Source organism: Nonomuraea gerenzanensis, assembly GCF_020215645.1.
GTDB classification, from domain to species: Bacteria; Actinomycetota; Actinomycetes; order Streptosporangiales; family Streptosporangiaceae; genus Nonomuraea; species Nonomuraea gerenzanensis.
This window is the reverse complement of the sequence record NZ_CP084058.1, coordinates 3285822-3302768: the sequence shown is the minus strand read 5'-3', so window position 1 is coordinate 3302768 and position 16947 is coordinate 3285822. Positions and strand designations below refer to the sequence as shown.

19 protein-coding genes are annotated in these 16947 nt (G+C 67.6%); 5 read left to right on the top strand and 14 right to left on the bottom strand.

Features of this window, described 5'->3' with window-relative positions; translation table 11 throughout:
- Position 1: 1 nt before the first annotated feature.
- Positions 2-1003: a saccharopine dehydrogenase family protein gene (locus LCN96_RS15745; protein ID WP_225273372.1), complete on the bottom strand. Its 1002-nt coding sequence runs from the start codon at positions 1001-1003 to the stop codon at positions 2-4.
- Positions 1004-1241: 238 nt separating this feature from the next.
- Positions 1242-2060, bottom strand: coding sequence for a methyltransferase domain-containing protein (locus tag LCN96_RS15740; protein WP_225273371.1), 819 nt, complete (start codon positions 2058-2060; stop codon positions 1242-1244).
- Between LCN96_RS15740 and LCN96_RS15735 the strand changes: the two genes are divergently transcribed.
- Positions 2053-2319: a MerR family transcriptional regulator gene (locus tag LCN96_RS15735; protein WP_225273370.1), complete on the top strand. Its 267-nt coding sequence runs from the start codon at positions 2053-2055 to the stop codon at positions 2317-2319. The two genes, LCN96_RS15740 and LCN96_RS15735, sit on opposite strands and share 8 nt — an antisense overlap.
- A 668-nt stretch (positions 2320-2987) precedes the next feature.
- Here the strand turns inward: LCN96_RS15735 and LCN96_RS15730 are convergent.
- From LCN96_RS15730 to LCN96_RS15710, 5 genes are all read right to left on the bottom strand, one after another.
- Positions 2988-4247 carry an MFS transporter gene (locus tag LCN96_RS15730; RefSeq protein ID WP_225273369.1) on the bottom strand — a complete coding sequence of 420 codons (1260 nt, stop codon included), beginning with the start codon at positions 4245-4247 and terminating at the stop codon, positions 2988-2990.
- A gap of 194 nt (positions 4248-4441) precedes the next feature.
- Positions 4442-4822 (bottom strand): nuclear transport factor 2 family protein, encoded by a 381-nt coding sequence (locus tag LCN96_RS15725; protein WP_225273368.1) that lies wholly within the window; start codon positions 4820-4822, stop codon positions 4442-4444.
- A gap of 216 nt (positions 4823-5038) precedes the next feature.
- Positions 5039-6340 (bottom strand): MFS transporter, encoded by a 1302-nt coding sequence (locus LCN96_RS15720; protein WP_225273367.1) that lies wholly within the window; start codon positions 6338-6340, stop codon positions 5039-5041.
- Between the two features lie 145 nt (positions 6341-6485).
- A complete protein-coding gene (locus tag LCN96_RS15715) occupies positions 6486-7307 on the bottom strand; it encodes an isocitrate lyase/PEP mutase family protein (RefSeq protein ID WP_225273366.1) in 822 nt (273 codons plus the stop codon).
- Between the two features lie 9 nt (positions 7308-7316).
- On the bottom strand, positions 7317-7697 hold the full coding sequence (locus tag LCN96_RS15710; RefSeq protein ID WP_225273365.1) for a nuclear transport factor 2 family protein: 381 nt from the start codon (positions 7695-7697) through the stop codon (positions 7317-7319).
- Positions 7698-7964: 267 nt separating this feature from the next.
- On the opposite strand from LCN96_RS15710, the gene LCN96_RS15705 reads away from it, so the two are divergent.
- Positions 7965-8552 (top strand): GNAT family N-acetyltransferase, encoded by a 588-nt coding sequence (locus LCN96_RS15705; protein WP_225273364.1) that lies wholly within the window; start codon positions 7965-7967, stop codon positions 8550-8552.
- 49 nt (positions 8553-8601) lie between these two features.
- On the opposite strand, the gene LCN96_RS15700 is transcribed toward LCN96_RS15705, so the two are convergent.
- Both LCN96_RS15700 and LCN96_RS15695 read right to left on the bottom strand, forming a co-directional pair.
- Positions 8602-9240: a sigma-70 family RNA polymerase sigma factor gene (locus LCN96_RS15700; RefSeq protein ID WP_225273363.1), complete on the bottom strand. Its 639-nt coding sequence runs from the start codon at positions 9238-9240 to the stop codon at positions 8602-8604.
- A gap of 390 nt (positions 9241-9630) precedes the next feature.
- Entirely contained in the window at positions 9631-10386 is a 756-nt protein-coding gene (locus LCN96_RS15695; protein ID WP_225273362.1) for an SDR family oxidoreductase, read from the bottom strand.
- Positions 10387-10589: 203 nt separating this feature from the next.
- Here LCN96_RS15695 and LCN96_RS15690 point away from each other — a divergent pair, with 203 nt between their 5' ends.
- The gene (locus tag LCN96_RS15690; RefSeq protein WP_225273361.1) at positions 10590-11267 is read left to right on the top strand and encodes a DNA-3-methyladenine glycosylase family protein; all 678 of its coding nucleotides are present in this window, start codon (positions 10590-10592) and stop codon (positions 11265-11267) included.
- A gap of 25 nt (positions 11268-11292) precedes the next feature.
- Here LCN96_RS15690 and LCN96_RS15685 read toward each other — a convergent pair whose 3' ends face one another.
- The 5 genes from LCN96_RS15685 to lpdA all read right to left on the bottom strand — a co-directional run bounded on the left by LCN96_RS15685 (position 11293) and on the right by lpdA (position 15179).
- Complete coding sequence (locus tag LCN96_RS15685) at positions 11293-11598, bottom strand: DUF427 domain-containing protein (protein WP_225273360.1); 306 nt, start codon at positions 11596-11598, stop codon at positions 11293-11295.
- A gap of 161 nt (positions 11599-11759) precedes the next feature.
- Complete coding sequence (locus LCN96_RS57395) at positions 11760-12080, bottom strand: DUF6510 family protein (protein WP_225273359.1); 321 nt, start codon at positions 12078-12080, stop codon at positions 11760-11762.
- Positions 12077-12898, bottom strand: a complete 822-nt coding sequence (locus tag LCN96_RS15675; protein ID WP_225273358.1) for an FAD-binding oxidoreductase — start codon at positions 12896-12898, stop codon at positions 12077-12079. Before LCN96_RS15675 ends, LCN96_RS57395 begins: the two co-directional genes overlap by 4 nt.
- Positions 12891-13400: a molybdopterin-dependent oxidoreductase gene (locus tag LCN96_RS15670; RefSeq protein WP_225273357.1), complete on the bottom strand. Its 510-nt coding sequence runs from the start codon at positions 13398-13400 to the stop codon at positions 12891-12893. Before LCN96_RS15670 ends, LCN96_RS15675 begins: the two co-directional genes overlap by 8 nt.
- 351 nt (positions 13401-13751) lie before the next feature.
- Entirely contained in the window at positions 13752-15179 is a 1428-nt protein-coding gene (gene lpdA, locus LCN96_RS15665; protein ID WP_225273356.1) for a dihydrolipoyl dehydrogenase, read from the bottom strand.
- 210 nt (positions 15180-15389) lie between these two features.
- On the opposite strand from lpdA, the gene LCN96_RS15660 reads away from it, so the two are divergent.
- Both LCN96_RS15660 and LCN96_RS15655 read left to right on the top strand, forming a co-directional pair.
- On the top strand, positions 15390-16307 hold the full coding sequence (locus tag LCN96_RS15660; RefSeq protein ID WP_225273355.1) for an NADP-dependent oxidoreductase: 918 nt from the start codon (positions 15390-15392) through the stop codon (positions 16305-16307).
- Positions 16308-16379: 72 nt separating this feature from the next.
- Positions 16380-16805, top strand: a complete 426-nt coding sequence (locus tag LCN96_RS15655) for a GNAT family N-acetyltransferase (protein WP_225273354.1) — start codon at positions 16380-16382, stop codon at positions 16803-16805.
- Positions 16806-16947 lie beyond the last annotated feature (142 nt).

Here is a 16947-nt window from a genome sequence, read left to right as displayed (position 1 = left end):
TTCAGCCATCAACGTCGAGGACGTACCCGTCGGCGGCCAGCTCGGTCAGGAAGGCGATCGGGTCCACCAGTTGCTCGATGTGGCGCACGCCGGCCGGCAGCCCCGGCAGGTGGCGGACGAGCAGCGCGGCTGCGCGTCCAGTTGCACGACTCTGCGAGCGCCCGCTGAACGACGCCTGAGCCGCCCCGGCGTTGACCGTCACGGCGAACCCTTCACCGCCGAGGTGGATCTTCGTCAGCGCCTTGAGCAGCAGCTCTCGTGTGCGGGGACGGCGCAGCAGCCCTGCGACGGCGGGCTGCCGGGCGGCGGCAAACAGCGTGGTGAACAGGCGGGAGTCGAGGCACAGGCCCGTGCGGGCGGCCGGCACGGCGATCGTGCGGGGCAGCGTGTACTGGTCGGAGAAGGGGAAGCGATGCACGGTACGGGTTCCGTACGGCTCGGGGAAGGCCATCGTCCACGATCCTTCGAGCACGCCGAGCCCGTCGAGCGTCCAGGCGATCGCCGCGGAGCCGTGCTGCTCCCCCGAGCCGAGCAGCACGCCGATGCGCAGGTCGCTGCCCAGTGACCGCTCGGCGACCACGCGGGCCAGCAGGTTGGTGACGCCGGGGACGAGGCCGGCGCTCAGGGCGGCGGTCGTGCCGTGTGCCGTGGCGAGGTCGTCCAGCTCCTCGATCGAGGCCAGCACGTCGTGGGAGGCCGACACGTCGACGTAGCCGATGCCGCGCTCCAGGCAGGCGCGGGCGACGGAGGCGTCGCCGGTCTCGGCGCACATGAGCACCGTCGTGACGCCCTCCAGAGCTCTGGCCAGGCCGGCGGGGTCGGCGGCGTCCACGCGTACCGGTGTCACGCCGGGAAGGGGCCGGGCCCGGCCGGGATGGCGGCCGGCGACGATCACCCGCGTGCCGGGACGTCCTGACAGGGCCAGCGCGGCCTCGCGGCCGACCGCGCCGTATCCGCCGAGGATCAGGACGACACCACCGCTTCCCGCTCTCTTCGTAGTCACACTACAAGAATGTTTTCGTAGTGCCGCTATAGTCAAGCCGTGAGCGCAGGACGACACGACAGCGGCCGTACCTCCGAGAAGGAGGACGGGAGGGCGGCGCGGACCAGATCGACCCGCGCCCGCATCATCGCGGCGGCCACCGAGCTGTTCACCACAGCCGCGGCTGGAGCCGGGCGCGCTGGCGGGGCTGGACCTTCGACGCCCTGGTCGGCCTGCTCACCACCCTGCCCCGCCCCCATCAGCCGCTTGACGAATGACCATCCGTCCGGGTGGCGGAGGCGAGGAACAGCGGCAGCGCGAGGAACAGCCGATCCTGCTCCGCTCGTCGCGCCTGCTCGCCCGTCCAGGCGTCACACTGCTCCCGGGTGATGATCCCGGCCGCGTGCACAGCCTGCGCGATGCCGGTCAGCATGCCGAGCATCGTCTTGCCAGTGAAAACCCCGACGTGCACCTCCACCTCCACCTCGCCGAATCCGCCGTCCAGCAGCAGGTTGCGGTAGCCGCGGGCAGCGCGCGGGCTGGCGGTCAGGTCCGCGCGGGCCTGCACGATGGTCCGGGTGAGGGCGGGCTGATCGGAGTCGATGACGAAGGTGTCCCAGTCCTGCCCGATGAGCACGATCCGGCCGCCGGGGACCAGCACGCGGGCGGCCTCGGTCAAGGCCCGGGCCGGGTCGCCGAGTTCGTGGAAGACCTTGTCCGCCCGGTATCCAGCCACCTCGTGGTCGCCCAGGGGAAGCCGGTAGGCGTCGCCGACGCGGAAGTCGGCATCGGGCCAGCGCCGCCGGGCAACCGTGATCATCTCTTCGCTGACGTCCACGCCGACCGCCGTGACCCTCCTGTCGTTGAGCTCGGCCACCGCCCGGCCCGCGCCGCAGCCCACGTCCACGGCGGTGTCTCCGGGCTGGAGCCTGAGCAGTTCGTACGATCGGGCGCGCAGCATGGCGGCTGCCGGGAGGGCGTCGGCGAGGTCGAGCAGCTTGATGAGTTCTGTGTCGTTGGACATGTACGCCACCATGCGACTTAATGCCGACATGAAGTCAAATCCGGTGATGGCCATCGGCGACGTCGCAGCCCAGTTCGGGCTCGCGCCGCACGTGCTCCGCCATCGGGAGGCGATGGGGCTACTGGCCCCGGCCCGCGCGGAGGGCGATCGCCGCCGCTACAGCCGCGACGACCTCTACCGGATCGCGGGTGATCCTGCGCGCCAGGGAAGCCGGCATCGGCCTGGAGATCTCCGCCAGATGCTCACCACCACCGAGCTCACCGAACGCGTCGAGCAGGCCGCCGCCCCGTCTGCGGTGCCGGTCGGGCAGTGATCACGGACCTGGCCGGCACACGCGGTGCCGGCCAGGTCCGTGTCTTACGCGCGTCCGTCTCCCGTCCGGATCCGGTCGTCGACGCGATTCCACATGGGGATCGTGCGTAGTTCTCCCCGGGTGAAGGGCTCGCCGCGCAGCGACGTTCCGCTCGCGCGCAGGCGCACCCGGTAGAGGCCGGCCACCGGAGTGGGCCATCCTGGTGACGATCGTGACATCGGGGTTCACGCCCGGCGCGCCGGGATCGCAGAACCGTTTGATGGCCGGGGGGCGGGTCGGCGGGGTCGCCTGTCTGGTCGCGGCTGCCCTGAACCTGGTCGCCGTTGTGCAGCGCCGCCAGAATGCCCTGCACCAGGCCGCCGGCGGTGCCGAAGAAGGCATCGGCCGTCAGGTCCACCGAGCCGCCGTTGCCGTCGTCGGCGGCGCGCGGGTCCTGCGTCCAGTCCCAGTAGTGCAGCGCCACGTCCGGGTCACTTGTTGCAGGAGGCGTTCGAAGCGGTTGCACGGCTCGCGGTGCCTGAGGTGCACGGCGCGGATCAGCCTTCGTCAGGTCTGCCCTGCGCCGGTAGGCGATTGGCCCCAGTACGTAGTAGATGCCCGCCGAGATCAAAGAGTTCGGCTGCACCGGCAGCCAGAACCTGCTGTACCGGTACATCACATTGTCATGATCACTCAGAGGGCTGGCTGATCGTGCCAGCGTGCGGGTTGCGGACGGCGATGACGGTGAGCAGGGTGGCGATGAGCGCGAGTGCTCCGTATCCGAGCGTGAGGTGCGGCACTGAGAACACGCTGGAGAGCTGTGCGGAGATGAGGCTGGGGATGGTCGCACCGCTGTAGCTGAGGAGATAGACCACGGCGAAGATCGGGGCCCGGTCGGTCAGCCTGCTGCCGTAGAGAAGGCCACGGGTGGCGGCGCTGATGGCGATGCCTTGAGCGGCCCCGGCGACGATGGTGGCGGCGATGAACAATGGCAGTGCGCCGGTGGTAATCGCTGTGATCACGCCGATCCATCCGGCCAGGAAGGCGATCATGCCGATGCGTTGAGCCGTGGCCGGCGGGAAACGGCTTCCCAGGGGAGCGCCCAGAGCGCTGGGGCCCATGTAAGCGGCGAACACCAGTCCGAGGACGAGCGGGCTGTCGGTATGAAGTTGATCTTCGACCAGTGCGGGCACGAGGGTCTGGTAGAACGCCCCGGTCGCCCAGGTGGCCAGGAACACCGCGGCCGCGACGGGGAGCAGATGCCTGACTCGGACCGGTACGCGAACGCTGGGCCGCAGAGACCGCCAACCGCCCGGCGCCGGGGTCACGGTATCCGAGCTGATGGCGACGAGTGCGGCGGACAGCAGCAACAGACCGACGACAATCAGGTAGATGAGGTTGCGTGGCCAGGGGCCGAACTGAACCAACGCTCCGGAGGCGATGGCACCGACGGCCAGTCCGAGCATGACTGTCTGGCTGGAGGCAACGGAGGCCAGCCAGGTCGGCCTGGTCGGTGCGGCATCGACGATGTAGGCGGTGAGGCTGCTGCTCGCCAGCCCGGCGCCAAGACCCATCAGGAACCGGCCGGCGATCAGGATGCCGAGGTCGTGCACGTTCAGAAGCAGCAGACAACCCAGTACGAGCAGTCCGAGGCTGACGATCGCGGTGGGCCGCCGGCCTGCATGATTGGACACTCGTCCCAGCGTCAGCAGGGTGCTGAGAGTAGCGGCGGAGTAGGCGACGAGGGTCAGCGAGATCCCGGCGGTGGTGAGTCCGTCCTCGGCTCGGTAAATGTTGAACAGCGGGATCGTCGAGCCCACTGCGGCAAATACGGCCATCAGGGAGACCACCGCGGAAACGAACGCCAGCCGGAGCCTGGTGTCCCGGCCGCCCAGGCTGGTCGCTGGGGTCACGTGTCGCATCGAGCCGTGTTCCTCTTTCCGGACCATGCCAGCGCTTCTGGAGGTTGCGCGGTGCGCACGGCGACGTAGCCGGGATCGTGCGGTGGGCCTTCTCGGATGAGTCCTCGGGAAGTGTTCCACCGTCCGGAGCAGCCGGGCATGTCGGAGAGGATCATGAGGGGCGGCTCACCGTACGGTCTCGGCTTGTTGCCACGTCGCGACCAGGAGCTTCGCAGGCACCGTCAGGCGCCCGGAGCGATCGCGCAGGCGGAGACACAGACCCAGGTCCCCTCACGCTTCTGGTACGTGTCCGTATACAGAGCTTCCTGCTTCGCTCCATCCGCGAGCATGGTGTAGGTGCTCCGGCCGTGGATCAGCGCAACGTCGCTGAGGATGCGGATGTTGACGTCGTGCACGGCGAGATCCTCGAAGGGGCGCGGCTCGGCGATGTAGTCGAGGAACTCGGCACGGTCACGGGTGATTCCCGGAAGCTGCACGATGAAGTCCTCGGCAAGGAACTCGCTGAAGCGCTTGACATCGTTGAACTGGTCGGAGTGGACATAATCGTTGTTGAGTTGCTCGAGGATCGCCAGGTCTTCGGCCGACTGCTTGGTGTCGTTCATCTTCTTGCTCCTACTCTGTGCGGTTCGGTGCTCGTTGTAGGTGCGCACAAAGAACTGCGTCATGGTCTGATTGATTGGTGTCGGATCGCGGCGCCGTCTTACCTTCACTGTCGCGATCTCGCTCGTTCGTCGCGGCCCTCGCGCCGCCGGCCCTTGGCGGCCAGCGCGGGATGACGCCGAGGGGCGATGTAAGCCCCTTGCCTCGTTCCGGTCTCCTCATCCCCTCCGGACGAGTGTGACGACCCGCCCCGCCACCACGGCGAGTACGGCGGAGGCCAGGACGATGAAGCCCGCCGTAAAGAACACCGCCCGCAAGGTTGTCGACGAGACCAGGATCGCGCCGAGGCCGGACCCTGCCGCCAGGGCTATCTGAAGGTTCGTCACATTCACCGCCGATGCGGCCTCCGGGGACTCCGGGGCCGCGTCGAGTATCCAGACCAGCGTTCCCGGGTTCACGATTCCCCAGAACAAGCCCCACAGCACGAGCAACAGGCCGGCAGCCCAAGGTATGGCGCCCACGCTCGCCAGCGCGATGAGCAGGGCGGCCACCACCGCCGCCGCCCCGGCGAAGCTGCCGATCACGCCGCGCTTGAACAGCGATCCAGCGATGAGTGAGCCGACGATGCCACCGATGCCGTAGGTGACGTACAGCAGAGAGATCACGCCGCTGGACAGCTGCGTGTGGTCCATCAGGAACGGGGTGACATAGGTCCAGGCGGCGAACTGTCCGATGAACACCATCGCGCCCGCTGCCATCCCGAACCGGGCGGCCCGCCGTGTCACGACTCCCACGAGATCACGCAGGTGTGTACGCCCGTCCGGCGGAATACCGGGCAGCACGACTGCCTGCACGACCACGACGAGCAGCGTCGCCGCCGCCGCAATGGCGAAAGTGAGACGCCAGCCGACGAGGTTGCCCAGGAACTGCCCCGCAGGCAGCCCCACCACCGTCCCACCCGAAATACCGGCCGCGATGACGGTGATGGCGCGAGTGCCGCCAGCCGGGCCCACCAGCTTGGGTCCGACCGGTGAGACCACGGTCCAGAAGGCCCCGAGAGTGGCGCCGAAGATCATACGGGCGATCAGCACCAGGACGAAGTCCGGCGCCACTGCGACGACCGCGTTCGACACCAGCACCGTCAGCCCCAGGACGACGATGACGGAGCGCCTGTTGAAGCGGCCGGAGCCGAGGAAGAACAGCGGCGCCGACACCGCCGCGCTGAAGCCCGGCACGAGCACCATCAGCCCTGCGAGGCCGAGCGAGACATGCAATCCGTCGGCGATCTCCGGTAGCAGCCCCACTGGCAGCGTCTCCGTCATGACGATGACGAACGCACCGAGCGCGACCGCACCGACGGACGCCCAGCCCCGCCTGCTACCGGCCTCGGCACCAGTGGCAGCAGCGCGGGCGGCTGAAGTCTGGGCCGGGACGCGGACGGCCGCGGCGCAGAAGGATGCCGTGACCACGCGTATCTGCGATGCGTCGTGCGTCAGCGTCGGCTCTTCGTTTTCGATCATGTGTTCTCCTGGCTGATCGCATGCTTCTGACCGGACTCTGCTCGGTTAGCGCGCCACGGCGTATCTGCACGAGCCCCTCGGGCGGGCGGAACGGCTCACGGCGAGAAGTGGCTCTATGCGCCAAGTGCGGGGCTGCGCGGCCGCGTTAGCCCTTGATGAGGTCGATGATGTGGCCGAAGTTGAGATCGGATGCGAGTGCCGTCAGGTCTCCCTTCGCAAGCTTCGCCGCAGCCGCTTGTGTTGCTCCGAGAGCGTGCGTGTAGGGGTCGACCCCGAGGCTGATCCGGCGGACACCGACTGTCTGGAGGTCCGCGAGGGTAACCGCGGCTTGGGGACCGACGAGGACGTTGACCGGCTTGGGGGTGACGGCCCTGACGACTGCGCTGATGGAGGCCAGATCCGGCAGGCTCGGCGCATAGAGGACGTCAGCTCCTGCCTCCGCGTAGGCGGAGAGACGGCGGATAGTGTCATCGAGGTCGGAGATTCCCCACAGGAAGTTGTCCGTCCGGCCAGTCAGAACGATCCGTCCGTACGCGGCCGCGGCGGCGGCCTCGATGCGGCGAACGGCGTCGTCGAAGTCACGAATCGGGCTGGAGGGGTCACCAGTGGTGTCCTCAACTCCGATGCCGGCGATATTGCGGGCGACGGCAGCGTCGACAGTGGCCCGGACATCCTCGGGAGTCTTGCCGCAGCCGTCCTCGAAGTCGCCGTTGATCGGTAGGCCGCTCACGGACGTGAGCAGGGCGGCATGGTTCAGGTGCTCATCTCGGCTGACAGCGTGGATGCCGTCGAGCCGGCCCAGGGTCGCGGCGAGGACCGCTGAAGAGGTGGCGATGGACGTGAACCCGGCCTCCTTGAAAAGCAGGGCCGAGGGGCCGTCCCATGCGTTGGGCATGATGAACGTGCCGGGGCCACGGTGGAGTTCGGCGAACTGTTCGTAGCGCGTCTGGACCGCAACGTCGGACATGGCGGCGGGTCAGGCGCCGGGGGCGATCGCGCAGGCGGAGACGCAGAGCCAGGCGCCCTCACGCTTCTGGTACACGTCCGTGTACAGCGCGTCGTGCTCCACCCCATCGGCGATCATGGTGTACGTCACCCTGCCGTGGATCAGCGCGACATCGCCGAGGATTCGGATCTTGACTTCGTGCAGAACTTGATCCTTGAAGGGTCGGGGCTGGGCAATGTCTTCGAGGTACTCCTCACGATTGCGGGTGACACCCGGTGTCTGCACGATGAAGTCCTCAGCGAGGAATTCACCGAGGCGCTTGGCATCGCTGGCCTGGTCCGAACGGTTGTAGTCAAGGTTGAGCTGCTCGAGGATCGCCAGATCTCCGGCCGACGACTTGGTGTCGTTCATCTCTCGCTCCTTCTTCAATGCGATTCGGCGTACCGCGGCTGGGTCGTCGTTTCCGCGCCGTCTGCGCGGCCCCGGCTCGGCCGGTGTTCCCAATAGGACTATATAGTCCAAGCTAGGTCACCTTGACGCCACTAGGCAAGCGTGCGGAGCATGAGCCGAATTGGCTCGACCCGGGAGCTTGGATGGACGGCTTCGTCCGATCCGGCGTAGTGTAATCAGCCCTGATCGCCCTGTTGGGTGTGTCCTGTCCCCCGCCGAGGAGCAGCGTTGTCTCACGAGGTCACCATCGTCGGCTCGACCATCAGCACACCACGATTGCGGCTGCGTCCGTGGCATCAAGCAGACGCAGCGGAGGCGCTCGACATCTACGGCAGCGCGGAGGTCTCCCGGTGGCTGGCCCCGGCCATGGATCGCGTCAACGATCTCGAACAGATGCGGGCGGTGATCACCAGATGGATCGCCGCACCCCTGGGATCCGAAGGGCGTCCGACTGGCCGGTGGGTGATCGAAGAGACCGAGAGCGGGCGTGTCGCCGGCTCGGGGCAGATCCTTCCGCTGCCGCCAGAGGGCGACGACCTGGAGCTGGGCTACCAGCTCGCTCGCTGGGCGTGGGGCCGCGGGCTGGCGGCCGAGGCAGGTCACGCTCTGGCCCACTACGCCTTCAGCAACGGCGAGGAAGAGGTCTTCGCCGTCATACGGCCCAAGAACGATCGCGGTGCACGCGCCGCCCGCCGCATCGGGATGGAGTGGGTCGGAGAAACGGAGAAGTACTACGAACTGCGGCTTCAGGTCTTCCGGCTCCGCAAGGGCGACCTGGACACCTCCGCGCTCGAGCCGGGCCCCGTCGAACGCTGATCCCGGTTCACGCCCGGTCGTTCTCGATCGAGATGGCTGCAGGCGACCCTCAGGCCGACCGAATCACAGGCGCCTCAGGCAGGTAGCCATCGGCCACCAGCGCGACACGGAGTTTCTTCCTGGCGTCGAAGAGCACCTTGTACAGCGCGTTGTGGGTCGAGCCCAGCTCTTCGGCCAGAACATCCATCGGCATGCCGTCGAGAACCGTCGCGACGAACACGAGCCGCTGCCGGTCGGACAGGTTCTCGTTCACCGCAGCCGAGACAGCGTCCGCGAATTCCCGCATCTGCGCCTCACCCTCGGGGCCGACGTCGAGCCGAGAAGCGAGCTTGGACCAATCCTCTTGTTCGTAGGGGATCTCGTGGCGACGCCAGAAGTGGCGGTTCATCTTCGTGGCCACGTTGAGGATCGCGAACTTGCTCGCCCACGTGGTGAACCGCGCCTCGCCCCGGAAGGTGTCCAACCGCTCGGTGACGGCCATCAGCGCGTCAGCGGCGGCCTGATGGGCGATGTCCTCGAGTTCCGGGCCGTCCAGCTTGAGGAGGGAGGCGCGTCGACGAGCCTCGGAACGCGCGACGCGGAGCAGCAAGGGATACAACTCGGCGCATGTCGCTTCTCTCCGTGGGCCTGCGGCGGCGAGATCCCGCACCCATCGGCGGTTCTCTTGATCGATCTCCGAGTCGTCCACCGCAAACCTCTTTCGTCAGAGCGGTACAAGCCGTGTACGCGCTGGTCGAGCCGCTCCCGACACCGCGCCTACGCCCACCGTATAATGGACGATATAGTCCGTCCAAATGCGCTCTGTCTCGTAGATGGCCGCACTTAGAGGACTCTATAGTCCAGTTGGTCCGGCATCGCCATCGCTTCGCCCCAGTCCGCGTCGCGCGGGTCGGTCGGAGAAAGGGCGTCCGGTCGAGCCCAGTGAGCATTTCGCTGATCGCCGGATGCGTGGTGCGCTTTGTCGTCCACGCGGCCATGGACGATGGTCAACGAGATGGCGCGCGTTGGCGCCACGCTTCGCGTCGGGCGGCGACGCCGAATGCCGGCAGAGCGGGCCCGCCCATCTGTGACGCTTCGGTCAGATGGCCAAGCCTGCGCCCCCGGACACGACGATCTCCTGCCCGGTGACGTACGCGGCATCGTCCGAAGCCAGGAAAGCGACCGTCCCGGCGACGTCTTCCGGCGTCCCGAGGCGGCCGAAGGGGTTGCGCTCGGCCATCGCGGTCATCGTCCCCGCGACGTCTTCGGTCGCCGTCCGGATCGAGGCCCGCGTCATCGGGGTGTCGGTCATTCCGGGGCTGACCGCGTTGATGCGGATGCGGCGCGGCGCGAGCTCCAGGGCCAGAGTCGGGATCATGGCCAGCATCGCACCGTGGGACCCGGCGGCGACGCTGCTACCGGTCAGGCTGCGTGTTGCTCCGATCCCCACGGTGACGATGACCGAAGCACCGTCGGACAGCAGCGGCAACGCCTTGACCAGGGTGAAGAACACTCCCTTGGTGTTGACGGCGAACACATCGTCGTAGGCGGCCTCGTCCCAGGTCTCCAGCGTCATCGGATGGTTCACACCGGCGTTCAGGAACAGCGTGGTCAGGCTGCCGAATTGCGCTCCGATTTCGGACACGACCCGGTCGGTGTCCGACAGCGACCGTGCATCGGCTTGCAGAACCAGGACGTCGTCGGGCAGCTCCTCCCGCGCCCGGGCGACGCTCTCCTGACGATGTCCGGTGACAGCGACGCGGTAACCGCGCTCGTGCAGAGTCCGCGCGGCCGCCTTCCCGATTCCGCTGGTGCCGCCCGTGATCAGGGCTGTACGTGCCGACATGACAATCATCCCATCCTCGTTGTTGGCTCGGCTGGACAGCCCCATGGCATCGCGTGGGTGCCAGGCGGGCAGGAGAACTCGCCCTCGGTCACCGAGCTCGCAGGCCGGCGAGCCGGTTCCCGCCCTCATCGTGTACCTGGATGTCTAGCCGGTCCGTCCGGAGCACAAACCTCTACTGGACTATATCGTCCAGATTTGCCAGGCTGGTGACCATGACCATGACCCGTACGGGGAAGCGTGCGACCAAGGAGCAGCATGCGGCTGCTGAGTACTTGGGCTCGCTCGACGACCCGCTCGCCCGGTGGGTGCAGTCGACCGGGCCGATCGATGCCTACGACGCGCATCTGCCCGTCACGGTGCGCAGCCCGCTCGAATGGCTCTCCTTCGCCGTCACCTCGCGGCAGCTCAGCAGGGCCTCCAGCTTGGCGATCTACCATCGGCTGCTCGCGCAGTTCGGCGGCGCCATCACTGCGGAGCGTGTCGTCTCGACCGACGCACGGACCCTGCGCGACGCCGGGTTGTCTCACCAGAAATCCAGGACGATCCGTGCACTCGCCGAACGCGTGGATGACGGCCTGCTGGATCCCGACGAACTCGCGACCATGACGGATGCCGAGATCCACGCCCTCCTCGTGGCCGTACCCGGTATCGGTCCATCGTCCGCGCAACGGTTCATGCTGCATTACCTGCGCAGGTCAGACATCTTCCTGGCCGGTGACCTCACTGTGCGCCAAGCGATCACCGTACTCGATCAGCTGAACAGCGTGATCACGCCGAAGGCCGCGGAGCGGCGCAGTGGGCCGTGGCAACCGTATCGGTCGTATGCCACGTCGTACCTGAGGGGTCACATGTGGGAACTGCGCCCTGCCGTTCTTCCTGCGCATGGCTGACCTGTTCGGTCATCGTCGTGGCCGGTCAGCTCTCGATCCGGATCTGGCCCTGATCGAACGCGACATAGCCACTGAAGTCGCGGCCTACACGCGCCACCGCCGACTCGTAGAGGTCCGGGTAGGACCAAGCCCCGTCATGGAGCACCGTCTCGCCGGCCAGGACGTCGTGATACTGGGCCCTTCCCTTCCAGGGACAGGCATAGGGGGTGGGGCTGTCGCGGAGCGCGCCGGCCACGACCGAGTCCGGCGGGAAGTAGACATTTCCCTCAATCCTGACAACCGCCTCGTTCGTGGCCTCGGCCACGACGGTCTCCCCGACCACAGCCTTCATTCCGCTTCCTCTCATCGATCCTTCACCCGGCCGCATCCGCCCTCGCGACCGGCCCAGGGCGGGCACCGGCAAGCACCCACCCCGTACCCCTCATCAGCCCTTCCCAGTCCAGGCCGGACCTTCGTGTCGGAACGGGCGGCTTGGCCGCCCGGCGGTCGCGGTCAGGCGGGACCTGGGGTGGGCAGGAACAGCCATGAGCTGGAGCCCGAGAGGTCGAGCCAGGTGCCCCGTGGTGTCCTGGCCACGCGGGCGACCATCGCCTCACACCGGCGACAGCGCAGCACGGTTCCCGGTCCGCCCAGGTATGCCGACAGTTGTCCGAACGCTTGTGTGGCGCCGCAGCTACCGCAGCGGACCATGACGGTGGTCGGGTCGCTTGCGAGGATCCCGGCGAAATCACCGGCGGCGGCGTTGCCGTCCAAGACCGCACCTGAATCGGCGCCGCCGTGGGGCGTGGCCGGGGGCGAGTAATCCGAGCTCATCGATCAGCTCCTGTTGGTCCGAATCGTTCCGTGCGTATGCGATCGTCGGGGTATCCCGCCTTGTGGAGCAGGCGTGTGGCGTGGTCGACGAAGCCAGAGGATCCGCACACGTAGACCCGGACCGCCAGGGGCTCCGGCCACGCGGACGGCGGTTCGATGTCCTCGATCGCGAGGTGTGAGGCTGGACGGGGGTGCCCGTAGGGGATCTTGCGCGTGTAGACGAGCCGCACTTCGGCGGACCCTGGTGCGGACAGATCGGCCGACAACTCTTCCAGCTCGGGCCCGTACATGAGATCGCGGGGGCCGCGAAGCGAATACACGAGCATCGTCGGCGTCGAATCCCCTGCTCGCTTTCGGGCTCGCAGCATGGTGACCAGCGGCACCACCCCTGACCCGCCGGCGATCAGGAGTACCGGACCGCCCCCGATGGACGGGTCCCCCGGCTCCCAGACGAACCATCCGCCGATGGGCCCGCGCACATCGAGCTCGTCACCGAGCTCCATGCTCTCCACCAGGTACGGCGAGACCTCGCCGTGAGGCAGGAGATCGACGGTGACGGCGACGCGGCTGGACGCGGCGGGCTCCGCCAGCGAGTAGCTGCGTTGGGCCGAGTAGCCGTCCGCGGCTGTGAGACGTAGGTCTACGTGCTGACCGGGCAGATGGCCGGTCCAGCCGGGGACGTCCAGGGCGAGTGTCCGGGAATGCCAGGACTGCGGGTGCAGACCGATGAGCGTCGCCTTGCGCCAGTGAATGCCTCCTGGCGGAGCCTCCTCAGCAGAGCCGTCGGCCTGACCCCCGGTCGAAGTCGTGTCAGTCACCGGCGTAGCGCTCCTCGCGCCATGGGTTCCCGTAGTTGTGATAGCCGAAGCCTTCCCAGAAGCCCGGTTCGTCGGAGCGCTGCATCGAGACGCCGTTCACCCACTTCGCGGACTTCCAGAAGTAGAGATGGGGCACCAGCAGCCTGGCCGGACCACCGTGCTCGACGTGAAGCGGCTCTCCCTCATACTCGTACACGATCCAGGCCTTGCCCCCGACAAGGTCCTCCAAGGGGAGGTTCGTGGTGTAGCCCCCGTACGAATGCACCATCGCGTATGCGTAGTCGGTCTCGACCTCCTCGAAGAAGGTGTCGAGTGCCACGCCCCGCCAGTGGGTCCCGAGCTTCGTCCACCGGGTCACGCAGTGGATGTCGACGTCGATCTCCTCGGAGGGCAGCGCCATCATCTCGGTCCAGCTCCACCGCCTCGGCTGGCCGCTCTCAGGCGTGATGGTGAAGCTCCACACCTCCGTCGAGATCAGCTGTGTCGGCCCGGCCGTCAGCACGGGGAATCCGTGGGTCAGATGCTGACCGGGCGGCAGATCGACGGCACGCGGATCGTGATGGCCGAAGAAGCCACGGGAGATTGTCACCCTGTGCTCTCTTCCAGACTCAACGGTCTCTAGTGGTGGGCGTCGCACGGTCGGGGCCGATGGCGACAGCGACCTCGACAATGGACGATTTAGTCCAACGTAAGGTCCTGCCGCAGCCACTGTCAACGCGCACGCAGTCCGCCGCGCGCAGCGCGCTTCTCCGGGAGGCCGCTGGTTCGGGGCAGAGGTCCTCCCCCGGCTACGTCAGCGTGTGCGAGCGGCACCCGTCGATCATGCACAGACGCGGCTGTGGTGCGGAGACGGCTAGAGGTTGATCATGTGGCCGGCGATGCCTTCGATGGCTTCCTTCATCGCCTCCGACAGTGTCGGGTGAGCGAAGATGTTGCGGGCCACCTCGTCGGCCGTCAGGTCCCACTGCCGGGCCAGCGTCAACGCGGGTAGCAGCTCGGTGACCTCCGGGCCGATCATGTGCGCGCCGAGCAACTCGTTGTGCGTCGCGTCCGCGACGACCTTGACGAATCCGACGCCTTCAGCCAGCCCACGGGCCTTGCCGTTGGCAGAGAAGGGGAACTGCGCGACCTTGACGTCGTATCCCTTCTCCTTCGCCTGGGCTTCGGAGTATCCGAAGGAGGCGATCTGCGGCCGGCAGAACGTCGCCCGCGGGATCATGTCGAAGTCGATCTCCATGGTCTCCGCGCCGGCGATCGTCTCCGCGGCGACCACGCCCATCGCCTCGGCGGTGTGAGCGAGCATCAGCTTGCCGGTGCAGTCACCGATCGCGTAGACGCCCTCGACGTTGGTGCGACCGCGAGCATCGACCGCGATCGCACCACGGTCGGTGAGCGCGACACCGGCGGCTTCCAGGCCGAAGCCCTGCGTGCGCGGCGCGAAGCCGAAGGCTGCCAGGAACTTGTCAGCCTCGATCAGCCGCTCGTCGCCGCCGGCGGACGGGGCCACCGTCACCCGTACGCCGGAGCCGGTGTCCTGGACGCCCTTGACCGCCGTGGACAGCAGCACCTTGACGCCCAGCTTCTTGTAGGCGCGGAGCAGTTCCCTGGACACATCGCTGTCCTCGGTCGGCACCATCCGGTCCAGGAACTCCACGATGGTGACGTCGACACCGAAGTTCTTGAGCACGTAGGCGAACTCCACCCCGATCGCGCCCGAACCGCCGATGACGATGGACTTCGGCAGCTGATCGGTGAGGATCTGCTCCTCATAGGTGACCACGTTCTCGGAGAGCGTGACCCCCGGTACCAGCCGCACCGTGGCACCAACGGCGATGATCACATTGTCGAAGGTGTAGGACGCGGTCCGGGAGTCGTTGACGACGCCGATCGACGTGGGCCCGGTGAGGGTGCCCCAGCCGTTGATCTCCGTGATCTTGTTCTTCTTCATCAGGTAGTGCACGCCCTTGGCGCTCGCTTCGGCGACGCCACGGCTGCGCTTGTGGGTGACGGCGAAGTCCATGCCCGGCTCACCCGTGATGCCGAAAGTGTCCTTCTCCTGGGTGATGATGTGGGCGATCTCCGCGTTGCGCAGCAACGCCTTGGACGGAATGCAGCCGACATTGAGGCAGACACCGCCCCAATACTTTTCCTCGACGACGGCGACCGACTTGCCGAGCTGCGCGGCGCGGATGGCGGCGACGTATCCCCCCGGGCCGGCACCGAGGACAAGGACATCGAAATGGGTCACGAGCCAGAGCCTAGACCGCCTCGGTCGCGCCATACGTCACGCCGGTCCACGACGGGACTTCCCAACGCACCGGGGAACGGCGGCGTTCAGGCGACGCCTGGCCTCGGAGGCGGCGCGGCGGGGCTGCGTTCCCCGTCGCAGATCGTCCGATCAGCCGGGTAAGACAGGGACGTCCCGCGTCACCAAGGGGATGAGCCGAAGTTTTCGTGTCGGCGAGCGACTGATACAGCGAGAGGCGTACCGATGAAGGCCATTGTGGTGACGGACGAGGCGGCGGGAACGGCCGGGATGACGCTGGCGGAACGGCCTGAGCCGGAGGCGACGGGGAACGATGTTCTGGTTGAGGTTCACGCGTCGGGATTCACCCCCGGCGAGCTGACGTGGCCAGGAACGTGGACCGACCGCCTCGGCCGGGACCGCACGCCGTCGATCCCCGGCCACGAGGTGGCCGGGGTGGTCACCGCGCTCGGCTATGGCACGAGAGGACTGTCGGTGGGGCAGCGGGTGTTCGGGCTCGCGGAATGGACTCGTGACGGCACCCTGGCCGAGTTCGTGGCCGTCGAGGCGCGTAATCTCGCGCCGCTGCCGGGCGACGTCGACTTCACGGTGGGGGCGAGCCTGCCGATCTCGGGCCTGACCGCGTGGCAGGGACTGTTCGTGCACGGCCGCTTCGAGGTGGGGCAGAGCGTTCTCGTGCACGGCGCGGCCGGTGGAGTCGGTTCGATGGTGACCCAGCTCGCCAAGGAGGCCGGCGCCTACGTCATCGGCACCGGACGTGCCGCCGACCGGAGAACGGCGCTCGACTTCGGCGCGCAGGAGTTCGTCGACCTGGACCACGACACCCTGGAAGACGTCGGCGGGGTCGATCTGGTCTTCGACGTGATCGGCGGCGACATCGCCAGGCGGTCCGCGGGCCTGGTCCGCGCCGGCGGGATGCTGGTGACCATCGCCGGCCCGCCCGAGGCGCAGCCGGCCGGGGGCCTGGCGGTCGACTTCGTGGTCGAGGCCGATCGCGCACAACTGGGTGAGATCGTCCAGCGGGTCCGGGACGGCCGGCTGCGCACGAACATCGGTAACGTGGCGGCCCTCGACGACGCCGTCGCCGCCTTCAACCCGACTGAACGGATCAAAGGAAAGACGATCATTTGTATTCGTCCCTGAAGGATCCGGCACACCCCAGAACACGTATGACCGGCCCCGGCCTGCGAACGAGTGACCACGAATGAGCATCCCATGACCGACCCGACCCGCTACGCCTCCGAGTACCCCGAGGGGAAGAACTCCCTCAGCGAGGACCAGAGCGTCCTCATGGACGAGGTGATCGACGATCCCCGTGCTCCCGCGTTCGACTTCACAGTCGTCAATGACGAGAACGCCGGCATCTACGAGGCCATCCTCGACGACCGCGAGATCGCCGGACTGCCCTACGACGTCGCCGGCGACGACCGGCTCGTACTGCTGGCGACCTCGGTGTTCCCCGAGTACCGCAAACAGGGCATCGCCACCGAACTCATCAGACGCGTCCTCGACGACGTGCGCGCGCAGGGCAAGACGGTCACCATCATGTGCCCGGTCGTACGCGCCTTCATCGATCACCACCCCGAGTACACCGACCTGGTCGACCCCGAGCACCCCGGAGTAGCCAACGGCCACCGATGACCTTGGCTGCTCCTGGCGCCGCATCATCGCCCATGACCCGGCCGTTGACCTCAAGCAGCTCGAGAAGAACCTCATCTCGGCCCAGGTCACCGGCCGGGTGCCGGCCGGCGTGCTCGACGCCGGCACCGTGAGCATCACCGTC